Annotated in this window: 16 protein-coding genes, 4 tRNA genes and 2 rRNA genes; all 22 read left to right on the top strand. The window is 56.5% G+C overall.

Going from position 1 to position 22,755, the window contains the following annotated elements; translation table 11 throughout:
- Positions 1-240: 240 nt before the first annotated feature.
- The 22 genes from ACMGF5_RS06600 to fusA all read left to right on the top strand — a co-directional run bounded on the left by ACMGF5_RS06600 (position 241) and on the right by fusA (position 22,741).
- Positions 241-3,132 (top strand): 23S ribosomal RNA (locus tag ACMGF5_RS06600).
- Positions 3,133-3,263: 131 nt separating this feature from the next.
- Positions 3,264-3,379 (top strand): 5S ribosomal RNA (gene rrf, locus ACMGF5_RS06595).
- A gap of 154 nt (positions 3,380-3,533) precedes the next feature.
- Positions 3,534-4,493 carry a bifunctional biotin--[acetyl-CoA-carboxylase] ligase/biotin operon repressor BirA gene (gene birA / locus ACMGF5_RS06590; protein ID WP_115273746.1) on the top strand — a complete coding sequence of 320 codons (960 nt, stop codon included), beginning with the start codon at positions 3,534-3,536 and terminating at the stop codon, positions 4,491-4,493.
- Complete coding sequence (locus ACMGF5_RS06585) at positions 4,483-5,232, top strand: pantothenate kinase (RefSeq protein ID WP_125924555.1); 750 nt, start codon at positions 4,483-4,485, stop codon at positions 5,230-5,232. Before birA ends, ACMGF5_RS06585 begins: the two co-directional genes overlap by 11 nt.
- Before the next feature lie 7 nt (positions 5,233-5,239).
- Positions 5,240-5,665, top strand: a complete 426-nt coding sequence (locus ACMGF5_RS06580) for a hypothetical protein (protein ID WP_046788138.1) — start codon at positions 5,240-5,242, stop codon at positions 5,663-5,665.
- Positions 5,666-5,817: 152 nt separating this feature from the next.
- Positions 5,818-5,901: transfer RNA gene (locus tag ACMGF5_RS06575), tRNA-Tyr, on the top strand.
- 24 nt (positions 5,902-5,925) lie between these two features.
- Positions 5,926-5,999, top strand: a tRNA-Gly gene (locus ACMGF5_RS06570).
- A 29-nt stretch (positions 6,000-6,028) separates the two neighbouring features.
- Positions 6,029-6,104 (top strand) — tRNA-Thr (locus ACMGF5_RS06565).
- 78 nt (positions 6,105-6,182) lie between these two features.
- On the top strand, positions 6,183-7,376 hold the full coding sequence (gene tuf / locus ACMGF5_RS06560; protein ID WP_003255489.1) for an elongation factor Tu: 1,194 nt from the start codon (positions 6,183-6,185) through the stop codon (positions 7,374-7,376).
- Between the two features lie 54 nt (positions 7,377-7,430).
- Positions 7,431-7,506: transfer RNA gene (locus ACMGF5_RS06555), tRNA-Trp, on the top strand.
- 44 nt (positions 7,507-7,550) lie between these two features.
- Entirely contained in the window at positions 7,551-7,919 is a 369-nt protein-coding gene (gene secE, locus ACMGF5_RS06550) for a preprotein translocase subunit SecE (protein WP_008089117.1), read from the top strand.
- Positions 7,920-7,928: 9 nt separating this feature from the next.
- Positions 7,929-8,462 carry a transcription termination/antitermination protein NusG gene (nusG, locus tag ACMGF5_RS06545; RefSeq protein ID WP_012316525.1) on the top strand — a complete coding sequence of 178 codons (534 nt, stop codon included), beginning with the start codon at positions 7,929-7,931 and terminating at the stop codon, positions 8,460-8,462.
- Between the two features lie 119 nt (positions 8,463-8,581).
- Entirely contained in the window at positions 8,582-9,013 is a 432-nt protein-coding gene (rplK, locus tag ACMGF5_RS06540) for a 50S ribosomal protein L11 (protein WP_003255500.1), read from the top strand.
- A complete protein-coding gene (gene rplA / locus ACMGF5_RS06535) occupies positions 9,013-9,708 on the top strand; it encodes a 50S ribosomal protein L1 (RefSeq protein WP_008089131.1) in 696 nt (231 codons plus the stop codon). The genes rplK and rplA overlap by 1 nt, the downstream gene beginning before the upstream one ends.
- A 196-nt stretch (positions 9,709-9,904) precedes the next feature.
- On the top strand, positions 9,905-10,405 hold the full coding sequence (gene rplJ, locus ACMGF5_RS06530; RefSeq protein ID WP_012316523.1) for a 50S ribosomal protein L10: 501 nt from the start codon (positions 9,905-9,907) through the stop codon (positions 10,403-10,405).
- A gap of 78 nt (positions 10,406-10,483) precedes the next feature.
- Entirely contained in the window at positions 10,484-10,849 is a 366-nt protein-coding gene (gene rplL, locus ACMGF5_RS06525; protein ID WP_003255496.1) for a 50S ribosomal protein L7/L12, read from the top strand.
- 49 nt (positions 10,850-10,898) lie between these two features.
- On the top strand, positions 10,899-11,069 hold the full coding sequence (locus ACMGF5_RS06520; RefSeq protein ID WP_155294789.1) for a hypothetical protein: 171 nt from the start codon (positions 10,899-10,901) through the stop codon (positions 11,067-11,069).
- Positions 11,069-15,142: a DNA-directed RNA polymerase subunit beta gene (gene rpoB, locus ACMGF5_RS06515; protein WP_012316522.1), complete on the top strand. Its 4,074-nt coding sequence runs from the start codon at positions 11,069-11,071 to the stop codon at positions 15,140-15,142. The genes ACMGF5_RS06520 and rpoB overlap by 1 nt, the downstream gene beginning before the upstream one ends.
- Positions 15,143-15,206: 64 nt before the next feature.
- Positions 15,207-19,406 (top strand): DNA-directed RNA polymerase subunit beta', encoded by a 4,200-nt coding sequence (rpoC, locus tag ACMGF5_RS06510; protein ID WP_039601744.1) that lies wholly within the window; start codon positions 15,207-15,209, stop codon positions 19,404-19,406.
- 211 nt (positions 19,407-19,617) lie between these two features.
- Complete coding sequence (rpsL, locus tag ACMGF5_RS06505) at positions 19,618-19,989, top strand: 30S ribosomal protein S12 (RefSeq protein WP_003255492.1); 372 nt, start codon at positions 19,618-19,620, stop codon at positions 19,987-19,989.
- Positions 19,990-20,095: 106 nt separating this feature from the next.
- Complete coding sequence (gene rpsG / locus ACMGF5_RS06500) at positions 20,096-20,566, top strand: 30S ribosomal protein S7 (RefSeq protein ID WP_003246741.1); 471 nt, start codon at positions 20,096-20,098, stop codon at positions 20,564-20,566.
- A gap of 30 nt (positions 20,567-20,596) precedes the next feature.
- The gene (gene fusA, locus ACMGF5_RS06495; protein ID WP_046788136.1) at positions 20,597-22,741 is read left to right on the top strand and encodes an elongation factor G; all 2,145 of its coding nucleotides are present in this window, start codon (positions 20,597-20,599) and stop codon (positions 22,739-22,741) included.
- The last annotated feature ends 14 nt before the right edge of the window (positions 22,742-22,755 follow it).

Here is a 22,755-nt window from a genome sequence, read left to right as displayed (position 1 = left end):
GGGTCTAGCGCTGTTCCTGATCAGAACTCAGAAATGAACATTCGGCTTGAATGTTGATTTCTGACTTTTGTCAGATCGTTCTTTAAAAATTCGGATATGTGATAGAAATAGACTGAACACCAGTTTCACTGCTGGTGGATCAGGCTAAGGTAAAATTTGTGAGTTCTGCTCGAAAGAGCAACATGCGAATTTTCGGCGAATGTCGTCTTCACAGTATAACCAGATTGCTTGGGGTTATATGGTCAAGTGAAGAAGCGCATACGGTGGATGCCTTGGCAGTCAGAGGCGATGAAAGACGTGGTAGCCTGCGATAAGCTTTGGGGAGTCGGCAAACAGACTGTGATCCAGAGATCTCTGAATGGGGGAACCCACTCAGCATAAGCTGAGTATCTTGTACTGAATACATAGGTGCAAGAGGCGAACCAGGGGAACTGAAACATCTAAGTACCCTGAGGAAAAGAAATCAACCGAGATTCCCTTAGTAGTGGCGAGCGAACGGGGACCAGCCCTTAAGTTGGTTTGAGATTAGTGGAACGCTCTGGAAAGTGCGGCCATAGTGGGTGATAGCCCCGTACACGAAAATCTCTTATCAATGAAATCGAGTAGGACGGAGCACGAGAAACTTTGTCTGAACATGGGGGGACCATCCTCCAAGGCTAAATACTACTGACTGACCGATAGTGAACCAGTACCGTGAGGGAAAGGCGAAAAGAACCCCGGAGAGGGGAGTGAAATAGAACCTGAAACCGTATGCGTACAAGCAGTGGGAGCCTACTTTGTTAGGTGACTGCGTACCTTTTGTATAATGGGTCAGCGACTTATATTCAGTGGCGAGCTTAACCGAATAGGGGAGGCGTAGCGAAAGCGAGTCTTAATAGGGCGTTTAGTCGCTGGGTATAGACCCGAAACCGGGCGATCTATCCATGGGCAGGTTGAAGGTTAGGTAACACTGACTGGAGGACCGAACCGACTACCGTTGAAAAGTTAGCGGATGACCTGTGGATCGGAGTGAAAGGCTAATCAAGCTCGGAGATAGCTGGTTCTCCTCGAAAGCTATTTAGGTAGCGCCTCATGTATCACTGTAGGGGGTAGAGCACTGTTTCGGCTAGGGGGTCATCCCGACTTACCAAACCGATGCAAACTCCGAATACCTACAAGTGCCGAGCATGGGAGACACACGGCGGGTGCTAACGTCCGTCGTGAAAAGGGAAACAACCCAGACCGTCAGCTAAGGTCCCAAAGTCATGGTTAAGTGGGAAACGATGTGGGAAGGCTTAGACAGCTAGGAGGTTGGCTTAGAAGCAGCCACCCTTTAAAGAAAGCGTAATAGCTCACTAGTCGAGTCGGCCTGCGCGGAAGATGTAACGGGGCTCAAACCATGCACCGAAGCTACGGGTATCACCTTTGGTGATGCGGTAGAGGAGCGTTCTGTAAGCCTGTGAAGGTGAGTTGAGAAGCTTGCTGGAGGTATCAGAAGTGCGAATGCTGACATGAGTAACGACAATGCGAGTGAAAAACTCGCACGCCGAAAGACCAAGGTTTCCTGCGCAACGTTAATCGACGCAGGGTTAGTCGGTCCCTAAGGCGAGGCTGAAAAGCGTAGTCGATGGAAAACAGGTTAATATTCCTGTACTTCCAGTTATTGCGATGGAGGGACGGAGAAGGCTAGGCCAGCTTGGCGTTGGTTGTCCAAGTTTAAGGTGGTAGGCTGAGATCTTAGGCAAATCCGGGATCTCAAAGCCGAGAGCTGATGACGAGTTGCCTTTAGGCGACGAAGTGGTTGATGCCATGCTTCCAAGAAAAGCTCCTAAGCTTCAGATAACTGGGAACCGTACCCCAAACCGACACAGGTGGTTAGGTAGAGAATACCAAGGCGCTTGAGAGAACTCGGGTGAAGGAACTAGGCAAAATGGCACCGTAACTTCGGGAGAAGGTGCGCCGGTGAGGGTGAAGGACTTGCTCCGTAAGCTCATGCCGGTCGAAGATACCAGGCCGCTGCGACTGTTTATTAAAAACACAGCACTCTGCAAACACGAAAGTGGACGTATAGGGTGTGACGCCTGCCCGGTGCCGGAAGGTTAATTGATGGGGTTAGCGCAAGCGAAGCTCTTGATCGAAGCCCCGGTAAACGGCGGCCGTAACTATAACGGTCCTAAGGTAGCGAAATTCCTTGTCGGGTAAGTTCCGACCTGCACGAATGGCGTAACGATGGCGGCGCTGTCTCCACCCGAGACTCAGTGAAATTGAAATCGCTGTGAAGATGCAGTGTATCCGCGGCTAGACGGAAAGACCCCGTGAACCTTTACTATAGCTTTGCACTGGACTTTGAATTTGCTTGTGTAGGATAGGTGGGAGGCTTTGAAGTGGGGACGCCAGTTCTCATGGAGCCATCCTTGAAATACCACCCTGGCAACTTTGAGGTTCTAACTCAGGTCCGTTATCCGGATCGAGGACAGTGTATGGTGGGTAGTTTGACTGGGGCGGTCTCCTCCCAAAGAGTAACGGAGGAGTACGAAGGTGCGCTCAGACCGGTCGGAAATCGGTCGTAGAGTATAAAGGCAAAAGCGCGCTTGACTGCGAGACAAACACGTCGAGCAGGTACGAAAGTAGGTCTTAGTGATCCGGTGGTTCTGTATGGAAGGGCCATCGCTCAACGGATAAAAGGTACTCCGGGGATAACAGGCTGATACCGCCCAAGAGTTCATATCGACGGCGGTGTTTGGCACCTCGATGTCGGCTCATCACATCCTGGGGCTGAAGCCGGTCCCAAGGGTATGGCTGTTCGCCATTTAAAGTGGTACGCGAGCTGGGTTTAGAACGTCGTGAGACAGTTCGGTCCCTATCTGCCGTGGACGTTTGAGATTTGAGAGGGGCTGCTCCTAGTACGAGAGGACCGGAGTGGACGAACCTCTGGTGTTCCGGTTGTCACGCCAGTGGCATTGCCGGGTAGCTATGTTCGGAAGAGATAACCGCTGAAAGCATCTAAGCGGGAAACTTGCCTCAAGATGAGATCTCACTGGGATCTTGAATCCCCTAAAGGGCCGTCGAAGACTACGACGTTGATAGGTTGGGTGTGTAAGCGCTGTGAGGCGTTGAGCTAACCAATACTAATTGCCCGTGAGGCTTGACCATATAACACCCAAGCAATTTGCTTCTGCAGATTGTGGTGGTGAAGACGAAAGAACCGAAAGTTCGTAACATCACAAATATCGCATATCCGAATTTGCTGGGCTGTCCATCTGGACATTCTGGCTACAGAATTTCTTGACGACCATAGAGCATTGGAACCACCTGATCCCATCCCGAACTCAGTAGTGAAACGATGCATCGCCGATGGTAGTGTGGGGTTTCCCCATGTGAGAGTAGGTCATCGTCAAGATTCATTTCGCAAAACCCCTATCTGCGCAAGCAGGTAGGGGTTTTGTCTTTTCTGGCTTTATACACGGGATTTGGCTCGTTTCGGGCGGCCCTTTTCCTATGCAAGCCCACTACCCATAGCTATCATGCCAGCCTTATTCCAAGTCGAGACTGGCATGCTGAAGTTGTTGAATCTCCTCAAGGATGGCCGGTTCCATTCCGGAGAAGCCTTGGGGGCAGCCCTCGGGGTGAGCCGCAGCGCCGTTTGGAAGCAGCTGCAGCATCTGGAGAGTGAGCTGAATCTCACCATTCACAAGGTTCGTGGGCGTGGCTATCAGCTAGCGGCGCCCTTGGCCTTGCTCGAAGCAAAGGCAATTGCCGAATTTGCTGGTGGTGAGCAATGGCCAATGTTCATCCACGAAACCATCGGCTCGACTAACGCTGAAGGGTTGCGGCTCGTGGGGGAGGGGCTGGCAGCTCCCTTTCTGGTGCTTGCCGAGCGACAGAGCGCTGGGCGTGGCCGTCGCGGTCGTCAGTGGGTAAGTCCTTTCGCGGAAAACCTTTACTATAGCCTGGTGTTACGTGTCGAAGGCGGCATGCGACAGCTCGAAGGGCTGAGTCTGGTGGTCGGCTTGGCGGTAATGCGCACCTTGGAAGGCTTCGGTGTTAAGGAAGTTGGGCTCAAGTGGCCTAATGATGTTCTTGTGCGTGGGCAGAAAATCGCCGGCATCCTGCTTGAGTTGGTCGGTGATCCGGCGGACGTCTGTCACGTTGTTCTTGGCATTGGCGTCAATGTGAACATGCAGGTAAACGTCCAGGTCGATCAGCAGTGGACATCCATACGGCGTGAGGTTGGCTCTCCCATCGATCGTAATCGCCTGGTGGCAATGCTCAGCCAGCAACTGCAGCACGAGCTGGCGCGTCACCGACGTTATGGTTTTGCCGCTTTTCAGGAGGAATGGGAGCAAGCCCATCTATGGCAGGGGCGTAACGTATCGCTTGTTGCCGGCAGTACCCAGATCGATGGAGTAGTGCTTGGAGTGGATGGGCAGGGTGGCTTGCGCCTGGAGATCGATGGCGTGGAGAAGAGCTTCAGTGGTGGTGAGCTCAGTTTGAGGTTGCGTGATGATTCTTGAGCTCGATTGCGGTAACAGCTTCATCAAATGGCGAGTCATTCATGCTGTCGACGCTACTATCGTGGGTGGCGGCATTGTGGATTCGGATCAGGCGCTTGTGGCCGAGGTCGGTACTTTGGCTTCGCTGCGTTTGTCGGGTTGTCGTATCGTCAGTGTGCGCAGCGAGGAAGAAACGGCAGCGCTCTGTACGCTGATCGCTCAGGCGTTTTCTGTGTTGCCGCGTGTCGCGGAACCGGCTCGTGAGATGGCCGGGGTGCGCAATGGATATGAAGATTTCCAGCGCCTGGGCATGGATCGCTGGCTCGCGGCGTTGGGCGCTTTCCACTTGGCCAAGGGTGCGTGCTTGGTGATCGACCTGGGTACAGCTGCCAAGGCCGACTTCATTGGCGCTGATGGCGAGCATCTTGGGGGGTACATCTGCCCAGGTATGCCACTGATGCGCAGCCAGTTGCGCACGCACACTCGACGCATCCGCTACGACGACGCATCTGCGGAGCGTGCCTTGACCAGCCTCGCTCCTGGGCGCTCGACCGTCGAGGCGGTCGAGCGTGGCTGCGTGTTGATGCTGCAGGGCTTTGCTCGTACGCAGCTGGAGCAAGCACGCTCGCTGTGGGGGGAGGACTTTACTGTATTCCTCACTGGGGGCGATGCACCATTGGTGCGTGAAGCAGCACCGCAGGCGCGCGTGGTTCCCGACTTGGTATTCGTTGGCTTGGCAATGGCCTGCCCTTTGAGCTGAGGTGTTTATGCGTTGGTTGTTTCTGCTATTGCTGGTGCTCAACGTCTTCTATTACGTCTGGCACCAACAGGAAGCCCCGCTAAAAGCTAAGGATGTCGCCCCGCTCTCGTTGTACAAAGGCAATCAGCAGGAGATTCGTCTCTTGCGTGAAACGGGTGTGGCCACGCCGCCCCGTCGCCGCGACGAATGTCTGGTGGTGGGCGGCCTGGCGGGGCGAGATCAAATCGATGCCCTGCGCCAGCGCTTGTTGAGCTTGGATATCAGTGCATTGCCGGTATCTGGGCAGCTGCCCGGCGCTGATGGCCTCTGGCTCAAGATTTCCCCGGAAAGCGAGCGTTTGCTGGATCAAACGGTCCTCGCCACTCTTTCCAACGATTTCAAAGACTTAAAACATAAAATTATTTTCTGCCAGGGTATTGCAACTGGCGAATAGCTTGATAGAATGGCGCCCGCTTCACAGGGAACACCACTGAGGTGGTAGAGCTGGAGGCAGTGTCAAAGTTGCTAAGCTTCAGATTTGATTGAAAAAATTTGAAAATAAGCTTGACACTAGGGCGGCAGACAAATAGAATGCCGGCCACATCTGGAGGGATTCCCGAGCGGTCAAAGGGGACGGACTGTAAATCCGTTGCGAGAGCTTCGAAGGTTCGAATCCTTCTCCCTCCACCAGTTTTAGCGAGAGCCGCAAGCTCCGCGGGTATAGTTTAGTGGTAGAACCTCAGCCTTCCAAGCTGATGATGCGGGTTCGATTCCCGCTACCCGCTCCAAGTTTGCCGGATTTTGCACAATGTGTTTCGCTCTTGTAGCTCAGTTGGTAGAGCACACCCTTGGTAAGGGTGAGGTCAGCGGTTCAAGTCCGCTCAAGAGCTCCATATAAACAAGGCAGATATGAAAATATCTGCCTTTGTTTTATCAGCGTAAGACTATTTCTTCTGCGGAGGATTGTATCGATGGCTAAGGAAAAGTTTGATCGTTCCCTTCCCCACGTTAACGTCGGCACTATCGGCCACGTTGACCACGGTAAGACCACTCTGACCGCAGCTCTGACTCGCGTTTGCTCCGAAGTTTTCGGTTCGGCAATCGTTGAGTTCGACAAGATCGACTCGGCTCCGGAAGAAAAAGCGCGCGGTATCACCATCAACACCGCTCACGTTGAGTACAACTCGACCATTCGTCACTACGCTCACGTTGACTGCCCAGGTCACGCTGACTACGTGAAGAACATGATCACCGGTGCTGCCCAGATGGACGGCGCGATCCTGGTTTGCTCGGCCGCCGATGGTCCGATGCCACAAACCCGTGAGCACATCCTGCTGTCCCGTCAGGTTGGCGTTCCGTACATCGTGGTCTTCCTGAACAAGGCTGACCTGGTAGACGACGCCGAGCTGCTGGAACTGGTCGAGATGGAAGTTCGCGACCTGCTGTCCACCTACGACTTCCCAGGCGACGACACTCCGATCATCATCGGTTCTGCTCGTATGGCCCTGGAAGGCAAAGACGACAACGAAATGGGCACTACCGCTGTCAAGAAGCTGGTAGAAACTCTGGACAGCTACATTCCTGAGCCAGTTCGTGCCATCGACCAGCCGTTCCTGATGCCGATCGAAGACGTATTCTCGATCTCGGGTCGTGGTACCGTTGTTACCGGTCGTATCGAGCGTGGTATCGTCCGCGTTCAGGATCCGCTGGAAATCGTTGGTCTGCGTGACACCACCACCACCACCTGCACCGGTGTTGAGATGTTCCGCAAGCTGCTGGACGAAGGTCGTGCTGGCGAGAACTGTGGCGTTCTGCTGCGTGGTACCAAGCGTGATGACGTTGAGCGTGGCCAGGTTCTGGTCAAGCCGGGTTCGGTCAAACCGCACACCAAGTTCACCGCAGAAGTCTACGTTCTGTCGAAGGAAGAAGGCGGCCGTCACACTCCGTTCTTCAAAGGCTACCGTCCTCAGTTCTACTTCCGTACCACTGACGTGACCGGTAACTGCGAACTGCCGGAAGGCGTTGAAATGGTAATGCCAGGTGACAACATTCAGATGACTGTTACCCTGATCAAGACCATCGCAATGGAAGACGGTCTGCGCTTCGCTATCCGTGAAGGCGGTCGTACCGTCGGCGCCGGCGTCGTAGCAAAAATTATCGAATAAGTAGTTGATTTACTTGATCAGGCCGGTATAATGGCCGGCCTGATACAGCGTTACAGGTCAGTAGCTCAATTGGCAGAGCGACGGTCTCCAAAACCGTAGGTTGGGGGTTCGATTCCCTCCTGACCTGCCATTCACCTCAGTGTGATTGGCTTTCTTCTTACAGGATCCTCCCCGATGACTCCCAAAACTGAAGCCCAAGAATCGCGTTTTGATCTGTTCAAGTGGCTGGCTGTAGTGGCTTTGGTGGTTGTTGGTGTAGTGGGTAATCAGTATTACTCCGCCTCCCCAATCCTGTACCGCGTTCTTGCGCTTCTCGCCCTGGCTGCTGTTGCAGGCTTTGTAGCTCTGCAGACTGCGAAGGGTAAGTCGTTCTTTGCGCTTGCGAAGGAAGCTCGTACTGAGATCCGTAAAGTCGTGTGGCCGACCCGCCAGGAAACCACCCAGACCACGCTGATTGTCGTGGCTGTCGTGCTGGTTATGGCACTGCTGCTGTGGGGTCTTGATTCCCTGCTCGGCTGGGCGGTCTCCCTGATCGTTGGCTAAAGGTGTCCCGTGGCTAAGCGTTGGTATGTTGTGCATGCTTACTCGGGTTACGAGAAGCATGTTATGCGCTCCCTGATAGAGCGCGTCAAGCTGGCAGGCATGGAAGACGGTTTCGGCGAGATCCTGGTCCCGACCGAAGAAGTCGTCGAAATGCGCAACGGCCAGAAGCGCAAAAGTGAGCGTAAATTCTTCCCTGGCTATGTTCTGGTCCAGATGGAGATGAACGAAGGGACTTGGCACTTGGTCAAGGACACCCCTCGTGTGATGGGCTTTATTGGTGGCACTGCAGATAAGCCTGCACCGATCACTGATAAAGAAGCTGAGGCTATCCTGCGTCGCGTTGCCGATGGTAGTGACAAGCCGAAGCCGAAGACGTTGTTCGAGCCCGGTGAAGTGGTTCGAGTCATTGACGGTCCGTTCGCTGACTTCAATGGTAACGTCGAAGAGGTTAACTACGAAAAGAGTCGCCTCCAGGTGGCGGTGCTCATTTTCGGTCGCTCTACTCCGGTAGAGCTCGAGTTCAGCCAGGTCGAAAAGGTCTAGGCGGACGAAGCATCCCATACCCCGCAGCCCTGTGTGCTGCGGGGTTTTGTCGTCACTGGGATAAAACGCAAGTCATCCGGGGAGCCATCTGGCGTTCGTACCCGATATTGGAGTAGCTCATGGCTAAGAAGATTCAGGCTTACATCAAGCTGCAAGTTAAGGCCGGCCAGGCCAACCCAAGCCCACCCGTTGGTCCAGCACTGGGTCAACACGGTGTGAACATCATGGAATTCTGCAAGGCCTTCAACGCCCGTACTCAGGGTCAAGAAGCCGGCCTGCCGACTCCTGTGATCATCACTGTTTACAGTGACCGTAGCTTCACTTTCGAAACCAAGAGCACCCCTGCCTCGGTTCTGCTGAAGAAAGCTGCTGGCCTGACCAGTGGTTCGGCTCGCCCGAACACCGTCAAAGTCGGTACCGTGACCCGTGCTCAGCTGGAAGATATCGCCAAAGCTAAACAGGCTGATCTGACCGCTGCTGACCTGGACGCTGCTGTACGCACCATCGCTGGCTCTGCCCGCAGCATGGGCCTGAACGTGGAGGGTGTGTAATGGCTAAGCTGACCAAGCGCCAAAAGGCTATTGCTTCGAAAATCGAAGCTGGCAAAGTTTACAACTTCGAAGACGCAGCTGCGCTGCTGGCTGAACTGTCCACCGTGAAGTTCAGCGAATCTTTCGACGTTGCTGTCAACCTCGGTGTTGACCCGCGTAAATCCGACCAGGTCGTACGTAGCGCTACTGTGCTGCCACACGGCACTGGCAAGACCGTACGCGTTGCTGTCTTCACCCAGGGTCCAGCTGCTGAGGCCGCTCTGGCTGCCGGCGCTGACCGTGTAGGTATGGACGATCTGGCTGCCGAAATGAAAGGCGGCGACCTGAACTATGACGTAGTCATCGCATCGCCAGATGCCATGCGCGTTGTGGGTCAGCTGGGTCAGGTTCTGGGTCCTCGCGGCCTGATGCCTAACCCGAAAGTCGGTACTGTGACTCCTGATGTTGCCACGGCTGTGAAAAACGCCAAGGCCGGTCAGGTTCGCTATCGCACCGACAAAAACGGTATCATCCACACCTCCGTTGGCAAGGTCGGCTTCGAAGCTGGCAAGCTGAAGGAAAACGTTGAGGCCCTGATCGCTGATTTGAAGCGTATCAAGCCGGCTTCTTCGAAAGGTATCTACGTCAAGCGCGTTACCCTGAGCACCACTATGGGCCCAGGTCTGGTCATCGATCAGAGCTCGCTGAACGCGTAAGGCAATGATGGCGCGATCCGTCGCGCCATCAGCAAAATTGGGGTCCCTGCCTGGCGGGGGCTATCCAAGACCGTAGGCGGCGCAAGCCTTAAACCTCAAGCCTACGCAGATGGTGCTCCCGATTCGTTACCGAATCAGACACCAAAACGACATCCGGCTTCGGCCAGATGAAACGGTAAAAACCAGGAGTAAACCCGTGGCAATTAAACTCGAAGACAAGAAAGCCATCGTCGCTGAAGTCAACGAGGCTGCCAAAGTCGCTCTGTCCGCTGTCGTGGCCGATGCCCGTGGTGTGACTGTAAGCGCAATGACCGGACTCCGTAAAGAGGCCCGCGAAGCTGGCGTATACGTACGTGTCGTACGTAACACCCTGCTCAAGCGCGCAGTTGAAGGCACCGAGTATTCGATCCTCAACGACGCGTTCAAAGGCCCGACCCTGATTGCTTTCTCCAACGAACACCCGGGCGCTGCTGCTCGTCTGTTCAAAGAGTTCGCCAAGGGTCAGGACAAGTTCGAGATCAAGGCAGCTGCGTTTGACGGCAATTTCATTGCCGCCAACCAGATCGATGTACTGGCTACCTTGCCGACCCGTGACGAAGCTATCGCACGTCTGATGAGCGTTATTCAAGGCGCTACCAGCAAGCTGGCTCGTACTCTGGCGGCCGTTCGCGACCAGAAAGAAGCTGCTGCTGCCTAAGGCCGCGTAACCTCTTTCAAAATCATATGTTTAATTTGATGGCTGCGTAGGCTGTCACCCCAATACAGGATTTAAGTCATGTCCCTGACTAACGAGCAAATCATCGAAGCAATCGGCCAGAAAACCGTTCTGGAAGTTGTTGAGCTGATCAAAGCTATGGAAGAAACCTTCGGCGTTACCGCTGCTGTTGCCGCTGCTGGCCCAGCTGCTGCTGCTGCCGTTGTTGAAGAGCAGACCGAGTTCAACGTTGTTCTGGTTGAAGCCGGCGACAAGAAAGTGAACGTGATCAAAGCCGTTCGCGAGCTGACCGGTCTGGGCCTGAAAGAAGCCAAAGAGAAAGTCGATGGCGCTCCTCAGGTCGTAGCTGAAGGCGTTTCGAAAGAAGCCGCTGAAGACGCTAAGAAGAAGCTGGAAGAAGCAGGCGCTAAAGTCGAGCTGAAGTAATCTCGACTTTGCGACTCCAGCCGGAGCGTTGAGCAAAGGCTGATGGCTGGTGGCTTATGCCACCGGCCTTTTTCCGTTATTGGTGGCCGATCAGGTCGGCCCCGATAACAAGCTGCAAGACACCCATGTGGGTGGCGCAAACCAAGGGGTTTGCACGATTTTCTGGCTGCTCCCGCCGGGAGAAGCCAAACAAGCAGGTGACCAAGCTGGGGAACGCTGATGGCTTACTCATACACTGAGAAAAAACGTATCCGCAAGGACTTTAGCAAGTTGCCGGACGTCATGGATGTGCCTTACCTCCTGGCCATCCAGCTGGATTCGTATCGCGAATTCCTGCAAGCGGGAGCATCCAAGGATCAGTTCCGCGACGTCGGCCTGCACGCGGCCTTCAAATCGGTATTTCCGATCATCAGCTACTCCGGCAATGCTGCCCTGGAGTACGTAGGCTATCGCCTGGGCGAACCCGCCTTCGATGTGAAGGAATGTGTCCTGCGTGGCGTGACCTTCGCGGTCCCGCTGCGGGTCAAGGTGCGCCTGATCATCTTCGACAAGGAATCGTCGAACAAAGCGATCAAGGACATCAAAGAGCAAGAAGTCTACATGGGTGAAATCCCCCTGATGACTGAGAACGGTACCTTCGTTATCAACGGTACCGAGCGTGTGATCGTTTCCCAGCTGCACCGTTCGCCTGGTGTGTTCTTCGACCACGACCGTGGCAAGACGCACAGCTCCGGCAAGCTGCTGTACTCCGCTCGCATCATTCCGTACCGCGGCTCCTGGTTGGACTTCGAGTTCGACCCGAAAGACTGCGTGTTCGTCCGTATCGACCGTCGTCGCAAACTGCCGGCCTCGGTACTGCTGCGCGCCTTGGGTTACAGCACCGAAGAGGTTCTGAACACCTTCTACACCACCAACGTGTTCCATATTTCCGGCGAGAAACTCAGCCTGGAACTGGTGCCTCAGCGTCTGCGTGGTGAAGTTGCGGTCATGGACATCCATGACGAAACCGGCAAGGTCATCGTTGAGCAGGGCCGCCGTATTACCGCGCGCCACGTCAACCAGCTCGAGAAGGCCGGTGTGAACCAGCTGGACGTTCCGATGGAATACGTCCTGGGCCGCACCACCGCCAAGGCCATTGTGCATCCGGCCACCGGCGAGATCATCGCCGAGTGCAACACCGAGCTGACCACCGAGCTGCTGATCAAGATCGCCAAGGCTCAGGTCGTTCGCATCGAGACGCTGTACACCAACGACATCGACTGCGGTCCGTTCATCTCGGACACCCTGAAGATCGACACCACCAGCAACCAACTGGAAGCGCTGGTCGAGATCTATCGCATGATGCGCCCAGGCGAGCCGCCAACCAAGGATGCTGCCGAGACCCTGTTCAACAACCTGTTCTTCAGCGCTGAGCGTTACGACCTGTCGGCCGTAGGCCGCATGAAGTTCAACCGTCGTATCGGTCGTACCGAGATCGAAGGTTCGGGCGTGCTGAGCAAGGAAGACATCGTCGAGGTTCTCAAGACCCTGGTCGATATCCGTAACGGTAAAGGCATTGTCGACGACATCGACCACCTCGGTAACCGTCGCGTACGTTGCGTCGGCGAGATGGCCGAGAACCAGTTCCGTGTTGGCCTGGTGCGCGTCGAGCGCGCGGTCAAGGAACGCCTGTCGATGGCTGAAAGCGAAGGCCTGATGCCGCAGGACCTGATCAACGCCAAGCCGGTTGCGGCGGCGGTGAAAGAGTTCTTCGGTTCCAGCCAGCTTTCGCAGTTCATGGACCAGAACAACCCGCTCTCCGAGATCACCCACAAGCGCCGTGTTTCCGCACTCGGCCCGGGCGGTCTGACCCGTGAGCGCGCTGGCTTCGAAGTCCGTGACGTACACCCGACCCACTACGGCCGCGTGTGCCCGATCGAGACCCCTGAAGGTCCGAACATCGGTCTGATCAACTCTCTGGCGGCCTATGCCCGCACCAACCAGTACGGCTTCCTGGAAAGCCCGTACCGCGTGGTGAAGGAAGGCGTGGTCAGCGATGACATCGTGTTCCTGTCGGCGATCGAAGAAGCTGATCACGTCATCGCCCAGGCTTCGGCCGCGATGAACGACAAGAAGCAACTGATCGACGAACTGGTGGCCGTTCGTCACCTGAACGAATTCACCGTCAAGGCGCCGGAAGACGTCACCCTGATGGACGTATCGCCGAAGCAGGTTGTTTCCGTTGCTGCCTCGCTGATTCCGTTCCTCGAGCACGACGACGCCAACCGTGCCCTCATGGGTTCGAACATGCAGCGTCAGGCTGTACCAACCCTGCGTGCTGACAAGCCGCTGGTCGGTACCGGCATGGAGCGCAACGTTGCCCGTGACTCCGGTGTCTGCGTGGTTGCTCGTCGCGGTGGTGTGATCGACTCCGTCGACGCCAGCCGTATCGTCGTTCGCGTAGCTGACGACGAAGTCGAGACCGGTGAAGCAGGTGTAGATATCTACAACCTGACCAAGTACACCCGCTCCAACCAGAACACCTGCATCAACCAGCGTCCGCTGGTTAGCAAAGGTGACAAGGTTGCGCGCGGCGACATCATGGCCGACGGCCCGTCCACCGACATGGGTGAACTGGCGCTGGGTCAGAACATGCGCATCGCGTTCATGGCGTGGAACGGCTTCAACTTCGAAGACTCCATCTGCCTGTCCGAGCGTGTGGTTCAGGAAGACCGCTTCACCACAATCCACATTCAGGAACTCACCTGTGTGGCGCGTGACACCAAGCTTGGCCCAGAGGAAATCACTGCGGACATCCCGAACGTGGGTGAAGCTGCGCTGAACAAGCTGGACGAAGCCGGTATCGTCTACGTAGGTGCTGAAGTCGGCGCTGGCGACATCCTGGTCGGCAAGGTCACGCCAAAAGGCGAAACCCAGCTGACTCCGGAAGAAAAACTGCTGCGCGCGATCTTCGGTGAGAAGGCCAGCGACGTTAAGGACACCTCCCTGCGCGTGCCGACTGGCACCAAGGGTACCGTCATCGACGTACAAGTCTTCACTCGTGATGGCGTAGAGCGCGACAGCCGCGCACTGGCCATCGAGAAGATGCAGCTGGACGAGATTCGCAAGGACCTCAACGAAGAGTTCCGTATCGTCGAAGGTGCAACCTTCGAGCGTCTGCGTTCTGCCCTGAACGGCCAGGTGGTCGACGGTGGTGCGGGCCTGAAGAAAGGCACCGTGATCACTGACGAAGTTCTGGACGGTCTGGAGCACGGCCAATGGTTCAAGCTGCGCATGGCTGAAGATGCACTGAACGAGCAGCTGGAAAAGGCTCAGCAGTACATCGTCGATCGCCGTCGCCTGCTGGACGACAAGTTCGAAGACAAGAAGCGCAAGCTGCAGCAGGGCGATGACCTGGCACCGGGCGTACTGAAGATCGTCAAGGTTTACCTGGCCATCCGCCGTCGCATCCAGCCGGGTGACAAGATGGCCGGTCGTCACGGTAACAAAGGTGTGGTCTCGGTCATCATGCCGGTAGAAGACATGCCGCACGATGCCAACGGTACTCCGGTCGACGTCGTACTGAACCCTCTGGGCGTACCTTCGCGTATGAACGTCGGTCAGATCCTTGAAACCCACTTGGGCCTCGCGGCCAAAGGTCTGGGCGAGAAGATCGACCGCATGATCGAAGAACAGCGCAAAGCCGCTGAGCTGCGTGGCTTCCTCACCGAGATCTACAACGAGATCGGTGGTCGTCAGGAGAACCTGGAAGAGTTCACCGACGAAGAGATCCTCGCCCTGGCGCACAACCTGAAGAAAGGCGTGCCTATGGCTACTCCGGTCTTCGACGGTGCCAAGGAGCGCGAGATCAAGGCCATGCTGAAGCTGGCTGACCTGCCAGAGAGCGGCCAGATGGTGCTGTTCGACGGTCGCACCGGCAACAAGTTCGAGCGTCCTGTGACCGTTGGTTACATGTACATGCTCAAGCTGAACCACTTGGTGGACGACAAGATGCACGCGCGTTCCACTGGTTCCTACAGCCTGGTTACCCAGCAGCCGCTGGGTGGTAAGGCGCAGTTCGGTGGTCAGCGTTTCGGGGAGATGGAAGTGTGGGCGCTGGAAGCATACGGCGCGGCATACACCCTGCAAGAAATGCTCACAGTGAAGTCGGACGACGTGAACGGCCGTACCAAGATGTACAAGAACATCGTGGATGGCGATCACCGTATGGAGCCGGGCATGCCCGAGTCCTTCAACGTGTTGATCAAAGAGATCCGTTCGCTCGGTATCGATATCGATCTGGAAACCGAATAACACGTGACGCGAAGGGGAGTGGGGCTGGTACAGCCCGCTTCCTGCTCCGCCAGGAGGAAAGGCCTTGAAAGACCTACTGAATTTGCTGAAAAACCAGGGTCAAGTCGAAGAGTTCGACGCCATCCGCATCGGTCTGGCGTCGCCTGAAATGATCCGTTCGTGGTCGTTCGGTGAAGTTAAGAAGCCGGAAACCATCAACTACCGTACGTTCAAACCTGAGCGTGACGGCCTTTTCTGCGCCAAGATCTTTGGCCCGGTCAAGGACTACGAGTGCCTGTGCGGCAAGTACAAGCGCCTCAAGCACCGCGGTGTGATCTGCGAGAAGTGCGGCGTTGAAGTTGCCTTGGCCAAGGTTCGTCGTGAGCGCATGGCGCACATCGAGCTGGCCTCGCCGGTTGCCCATATCTGGTTCCTGAAGTCGCTGCCGTCCCGTATCGGCCTGCTGATGGACATGACCCTGCGTGACATCGAGCGCGTTCTCTATTTCGAGAGCTACGTCGTCATCGACCCAGGCATGACTACCCTCGAGAAGGGTCAGCTGCTGAACGACGAGCAGTACTTCGAAGCGCTGGAAGAGTTCGGTGACGATTTCGACGCCCGCATGGGTGCCGAGGCTGTCCGCGAGCTGCTGCACGCTATCGACCTGGAGCACGAGATTGGTCGCCTGCGCGAAGAGATTCCGCAGACCAACTCGGAAACCAAGATCAAGAAGCTGTCCAAGCGCCTGAAGCTGATGGAAGCTTTCCAGGGCTCGGGCAACCTGCCTGAGTGGATGGTCCTGACCGTTCTGCCAGTACTGCCGCCGGACCTGCGTCCGCTGGTTCCGCTGGATGGCGGCCGCTTCGCGACCTCCGACCTGAACGACCTGTATCGTCGGGTGATCAACCGTAACAACCGTCTGAAGCGCCTGCTCGATCTGTCGGCGCCGGACATCATCGTGCGCAACGAAAAGCGCATGCTGCAGGAGGCGGTAGACGCCCTGCTGGACAACGGCCGTCGCGGTCGCGCCATCACTGGCTCGAACAAGCGTCCGCTGAAGTCCCTGGCCGACATGATCAAAGGTAAGCAAGGTCGTTTCCGTCAGAACTTGCTCGGCAAGCGTGTGGACTACTCCGGCCGTTCGGTAATTACCGTAGGCCCGACCCTGCGTCTGCATCAGTGCGGTCTGCCGAAGAAGATGGCCCTCGAGCTGTTCAAGCCGTTCATTTTCGGCAAGCTGGAAATGCGTGGTCTGGCGACCACCATCAAGGCTGCCAAGAAGATGGTCGAGCGCGAGCTGCCAGAGGTATGGGACGTTCTCGCTGAAGTGATTCGCGAACACCCCGTACTGCTTAACCGTGCACCGACCCTTCACCGTCTGGGTATCCAGGCGTTCGAGCCTGTGCTCATCGAAGGCAAGGCCATTCAGCTGCACCCGCTGGTCTGTGCTGCGTACAACGCCGACTTCGACGGTGACCAGATGGCCGTTCACGTGCCTCTGACCCTGGAAGCACAGCTTGAAGCGCGCGCGCTGATGATGTCGACCAACAACATTCTGTCGCCAGCCAACGGTGAGCCAATCATCGTTCCGTCGCAGGACGTTGTACTGGGTCTGTACTACATGACCCGTGAAGCCATCAATGCCAAGGGCGAAGGTCGCGTGTTCGCCGACCTGCAGGAAGTCGACCGCGTATTCCGCGCCGGCGAAGCCGCTCTGCACGCGAAAATCAAGGTCCGTATCAACGAGACCGTGAAAGACCGTGATGGCAGCATCACCAAGAACACCCGCATCGTCGACACCACTGTCGGCCGTGCACTGCTGTTCCAGGTTGTACCGGCAGGCCTGCCGTACGATGTGGTCAACCAGCCGATGAAGAAAAAGGCGATCTCCAAGCTGATCAACCAGTGCTACCGCGTGGTTGGTCTGAAAGAGACCGTTATCTTCGCCGACCAGTTGATGTACACCGGTTTCGCCTACTCGACCATTTCCGGCGTTTCCATCGGTGTGAATGACTTCGTCATCCCTGATGAAAAAGCACGCATCATTGGCAGCGCCACTGATGAAGTGAAGGAAATCGAGAGCCAGTACGCCTCCGGCCTGGTAACCCAGGGCGAGAAGTACAACAAGGTCATCGACTTGTGGTCCAAGGCGAACGACGAAGTGTCCAAGGCGATGATGGCCAACCTCTCGAAAGAGAAGGTCATTGACCGCGAGGGCAAAGAAGTCGAGCAAGAGTCCTTCAACTCGATGTACATGATGGCTGACTCCGGTGCGCGGGGTTCCGCAGCACAGATCCGTCAGCTGGCCGGTATGCGTGGCCTGATGGCCAAGCCGGACGGCTCGATCATCGAGACGCCGATCACTGCGAACTTCCGTGAAGGTCTGAGCGTACTCCAGTACTTCATCTCGACTCACGGTGCTCGTAAAGGTCTGGCGGATACCGCATTGAAGACTGCGAACTCCGGTTACCTGACCCGTCGTCTGGTGGACGTTGCGCAAGACCTGGTTGTAACCGAGATCGATTGCGGTACCGACCACGGCCTGCTGATGACTCCGCACATCGAAGGCGGTGACGTCGTGGAGCCGTTGGGTGAGCGTGTACTGGGCCGTGTCATCGCCCGTGACGTGTTCAAGCCAGGCACCGAGGACGTCATCGTTCCTGCCGGTACCCTGGTCGACGAGCAGTGGGTCGAGTTCATCGAGCTGAACAGCATCGACGAAGTTGTCGTACGTTCGCCGATCAACTGCGAAACCCGCTACGGTATCTGTGCCAAGTGCTACGGTCGTGACCTGGCCCGCGGTCATCAGGTGAACATCGGTGAAGCTGTCGGCGTTATCGCTGCCCAGTCGATCGGTGAGCCTGGTACCCAGCTGACCATGCGTACGTTCCACATCGGTGGTGCTGCAAGCCGGACTTCGGCTGCCGACAGCGTCCAGGTGAAGAACGGCGGTATGGTGCGTCTGCACAACCTGAAGCAGGTCGAGCGTGCCGATGGCAACCTGGTTGCCGTATCGCGTTCCGGTGAGCTGGCCATTGCCGATGAATTCGGCCGTGAGCGCGAGCGTTACAAGCTGCCTTACGGTGCGGTGATTTCGGTCAAGGAAGGTGACAAGGTCGAAGCTGGCGCCATCGTCGCCAAGTGGGATCCGCACACCCACCCGATCGTTACCGAGCTGAAAGGTACCGTGACCTTCGTGGGCATGGAAGAAAACATCACCATCAAGCGCCAGACCGACGAGCTGACCGGCCTGACCAACATTGAAGTGCTGGACGTCAAGGATCGCCCTGCCGCAGGCAAGGAAATCCGTCCGGCAATCAAGATGGTCGACGCCAATGGCAAGGATCTGTACCTGCCAGGTACCGACGTACCTGCACAGTACTTCCTGCCAGCGAACGCCTTGGTTGGTGTTGCTGACGGTGCGCAGATCGGCGTTGGTGACGTTATTGCGCGTATCCCGCAAGAAACGTCGAAGACCCGTGACATCACCGGTGGTCTGCCGCGTGTTGCCGACCTGTTCGAAGCGCGTCGTCCGAAAGAAGCCTCGATTCTGGCTGAGGTCAGCGGCACCATCGCATTCGGCAAGGAGACCAAAGGCAAGCGTCGCCTGGTCATTACCCCGACCGACGGTAGCGATCCGTACGAAGAGCTGATTCCGAAGTGGCGTCACCTGAACGTCTTCGAAGGCGAACAGGTAAACCGCGGTGAAGTTATCTCCGACGGCCCGAGCGATCCGCACGACATCCTGCGTCTGCTGGGTGTGAGCGCGCTGGCGAAATACATCGTCAACGAGATCCAGGACGTTTACCGTCTGCAAGGCGTTAAGATCAACGACAAGCACATCGAGACCATCCTGCGTCAGATGCTGCGTAAGGTCGAGATCTCCGAGTCGGGCGATTCCAGCTTCATCAAGGGCGACCAGATGGAACTGACTCAGGTGCTGGTCGAGAACGAGCGTCTCGCCGCCGATGACAAGTTCGTCTCGAAGTTCACCCGTGTGTTGCTGGGTATCACCAAGGCGTCGCTTTCGACCGAGTCGTTCATCTCCGCGGCTTCCTTCCAGGAAACCACCCGCGTGCTGACCGAAGCGGCCGTAACCGGCAAGCGCGATTACCTGCGCGGCCTGAAAGAGAACGTGGTCGTGGGTCGTCTGATCCCGGCCGGTACCGGTCTGGCCTACCACAGCGAGCGTAAGCGTCGCCGTGAAGCCGACAAACCGCTGCGCGTAAGTGCCAGTGAGGTGGAAGCCGCACTGACCGAAGCGCTGAATTCCAGCGGTAACTAAGTACAGGGCAGGGCCCCGGCAAGCCCCGAACGGTCATCGGAGACATGAAATGTTGCCGATGATCGGGCGGGGAGGGCCGGGGCCTTGTCTTGACTGGGTGCAAGATCCTCTTTAGACTTTTGTACCCTTAAATTTGGTGAGGCTCCGTCTCGCCAATTTTTGGCTTTCTTGCAAGACAATAGAGTCGCAAGACAATCAGTGGAGCTAGTAGATGGCAACTATCAACCAGCTGGTACGTCAGCCGCGTAAGCGTTCGGTCGAAAAGTCCGACGTTCCTGCGCTGCAGAACTGCCCGCAACGTCGTGGCGTGTGCACCCGCGTGTACACCACCACGCCGAAAAAACCTAACTCGGCACTGCGTAAAGTATGCCGTGTGCGTCTGACCAACGGTTTCGAGGTTTCCTCGTACATCGGCGGTGAAGGCCACAACCTGCAAGAGCACAGCGTCGTCCTGATCCGTGGCGGCCGTGTAAAAGACTTGCCAGGTGTTCGTTACCACACCGTTCGCGGCTCTCTGGATACTTCGGGCGTCAAAGGCCGTAACCAGGGTCGTTCGAAGTACGGTACCAAGCGTCCGAAGTAATCGGCCGTTTGCAGACATCCATTTTTTTGAGTCGATAAGAGTAAGGTCGGGCAGGGGTCGAAGACCCACGTCCCGGGCTAACCTGAAGACCGTTTGAGGGCTTATCATGCCAAGACGTCGTGTAGCAGCAAAACGTGAGATCCTTGACGATCCGAAGTACGGATCCCAGATCCTCGCCAAGTTCATGAACCACGTGATGGAAAGCGGCAAGAAGGCCGTAGCCGAGCGCATCGTTTACGGTGCCCTGGATACCGTCAAAGCACGCAAGAACAGCGACCCCCTGGAAATCTTCGAGAAAGCTCTCGACGCCATCGCTCCGCTGGTCGAAGTAAAGTCCCGTCGTGTCGGCGGTGCCACTTACCAGGTTCCGGTTGAAGTTCGTCCATCCCGTCGTAACGCTCTGGCAATGCGCTGGCTCGTAGACTACGCCCGCAAGCGCGGCGAGAAGTCGATGGCTCTGCGCCTGGCTGGCGAGCTGCTGGATGCTGCCGAAGGCAAGGGTGCTGCAGTCAAGAAGCGTGAAGACGTGCACCGTATGGCTGAAGCCAACAAAGCGTTCTCGCACTACCGCTTCTAATTCAAGCATCAACATTTTTGCGAGGGCTTTATGGCTCGTACTACAGCAATTAACCGCTACCGTAACATCGGTATCTGTGCTCACGTTGACGCGGGCAAGACTACCACTACCGAGCGGATCCTGTTCTACACAGGTCTGAGCCACAAGATGGGCGAGGTGCACGACGGCGCCGCGACCACCGACTGGATGGTGCAGGAGCAGGAGCGCGGTATCACCATTACCTCCGCTGCCGTTACCACCTTCTGGAAGGGTTCCGTTGGTCAGTACGACAACTACCGTGTAAACGTCATCGATACCCCTGGCCACGTTGACTTCACCATTGAAGTAGAGCGTTCGCTGCGTGTACTCGACGGCGCGGTCGTTGTGTTCTGCGGTACCTCCGGCGTTGAGCCTCAGTCCGAAACCGTATGGCGTCAGGCCAACAAGTACGGCGTTCCACGTGTTGTTTACGTGAACAAGATGGACCGTGCCGGTGCAAACTTCCTGCGCGTCGTAGGTCAGATCAAGAACCGTCTGGGTCACACCCCGGTTCCTGTTCAGCTGGCCATCGGTTCGGAAGATAACTTCCAGGGTCAGGTCGACCTGATCAAGATGAAGGCTATCTACTGGAACGACGACGACAAAGGCACCACTTATCGCGAGGAAGAAATTCCTGCCGATATGCTGGAGCTGGCTCAAGAGTGGCGCTCCAACATGGTTGAAGCTGCTGCCGAGTCCAGCGAAGAGCTGATGAACAAGTACCTGGAAGGCGAAGAGCTGACCGTCGAAGAGATCAAAGCCGGTCTGCGCGCGCGCACCCTGGCCAGCGAAATCGTACCGGCTGTCTGCGGTTCGTCGTTCAAGAACAAGGGCGTTCCCCTGGTTCTCGACGCCGTCATCGACTACCTGCCTGCTCCGACCGAGATCCCTGCAATCCAGGGTATCAACCCGGACGACAAGGACCTGGACAAAGACGATCCGGCTGTTCGTAAAGACGAGCGTCACGCCGACGACAACGAGCCGTTCTCTGCTCTGGCGTTCAAGATCGCGACCGACCCGTTCGTTGGTACTCTGACCTTCGTTCGCGTCTACTCCGGCGTTCTGAGCTCCGGTGACTCGGTCATCAACTCGGTCAAGGGCAAGAAAGAGCGCGTTGGTCGTATGGTGCAGATGCACGCCAACCAGCGTGAAGAGATCAAGGAAGTGCGCGCTGGCGACATCGCGGCACTGATCGGCATGAAGGACGTGACCACGGGCGAAACCCTGTGCAACGCCGACAAGCCAATCATTCTTGAGCGTATGGACTTCCCTGAGCCGGTCATTTCGCTCTCCGTCGAGCCGAAAACCAAGGCTGACCAGGAGAAGATGGGTATTGCTCTGGGCAAGCTGGCCCAGGAAGACCCGTCGTTCCGCGTCAAGACCGACGAAGAGACTGGCCAGACCATCATCTCGGGCATGGGTGAGCTGCACCTGGACATCCTCGTTGACCGCATGAAGCGCGAGTTCAACGTCGAAGCCAACATCGGTAAGCCGCAGGTTTCGTACCGCGAGAAGATCACCAAGTCCGGCGTTGAGATCGAAGGCAAGTTCGTTCGTCAGTCGGGTGGTCGTGGTCAGTTCGGTCACTGCTGGATCCGTTTCTCGGAGCCAGATCAGGACGAGAAAGGCAACATCACCGAAGGTCTGGTGTTCTCCAACGAAGTCGTTGGTGGTGTGATTCCTAAGGAATTCATCGCCCCGATCCAGAAGGGTATCGAAGAGCAGATGAAAAACGGCGTCGTTGCCGGTTATCCTCTGATCGGCCTGAAGGCCACGGTATTCGACGGTTCGTACCACGACGTCGACTCCAACGAAATGGCGTTCAAGATCGCTGCTTCGATGGCAACCAAGCAGCTGGCCCAGAAGGGCGGTGGCGTGGTCCTCGAGCCGATCATGAAGGTCGAAGTTGTAACCCCGGAAGACTACCTGGGTGACGTGATGGGTGACCTGAACCGTCGTCGTGGTCTGGTCCAGGGTATGGATGAGTCGGTCTCCGGCCGCGTCGTCCGTGCTGAAGTACCGCTCGGAGAAATGTTCGGTTATGCGACCGACGTTCGTTCCATGTCTCAGGGTCGCGCAAGCTACTCCATGGAATTCTCCAAATACGCCGAAGCTCCGTCGAACATCGTCGAAGCACTCGTTAAAAAACAAGGCTAATCCCCTTTAGGCAA

Source organism: Pseudomonas sp. BNK-15, from assembly GCF_047456105.1.
In the GTDB taxonomy this organism is placed as follows: Bacteria; Pseudomonadota; Gammaproteobacteria; order Pseudomonadales; family Pseudomonadaceae; genus Aquipseudomonas; species Aquipseudomonas putida_E.
Note: the sequence above shows the minus strand (reverse complement) of the source record. Positions and strands in the feature narration are given on the sequence as shown.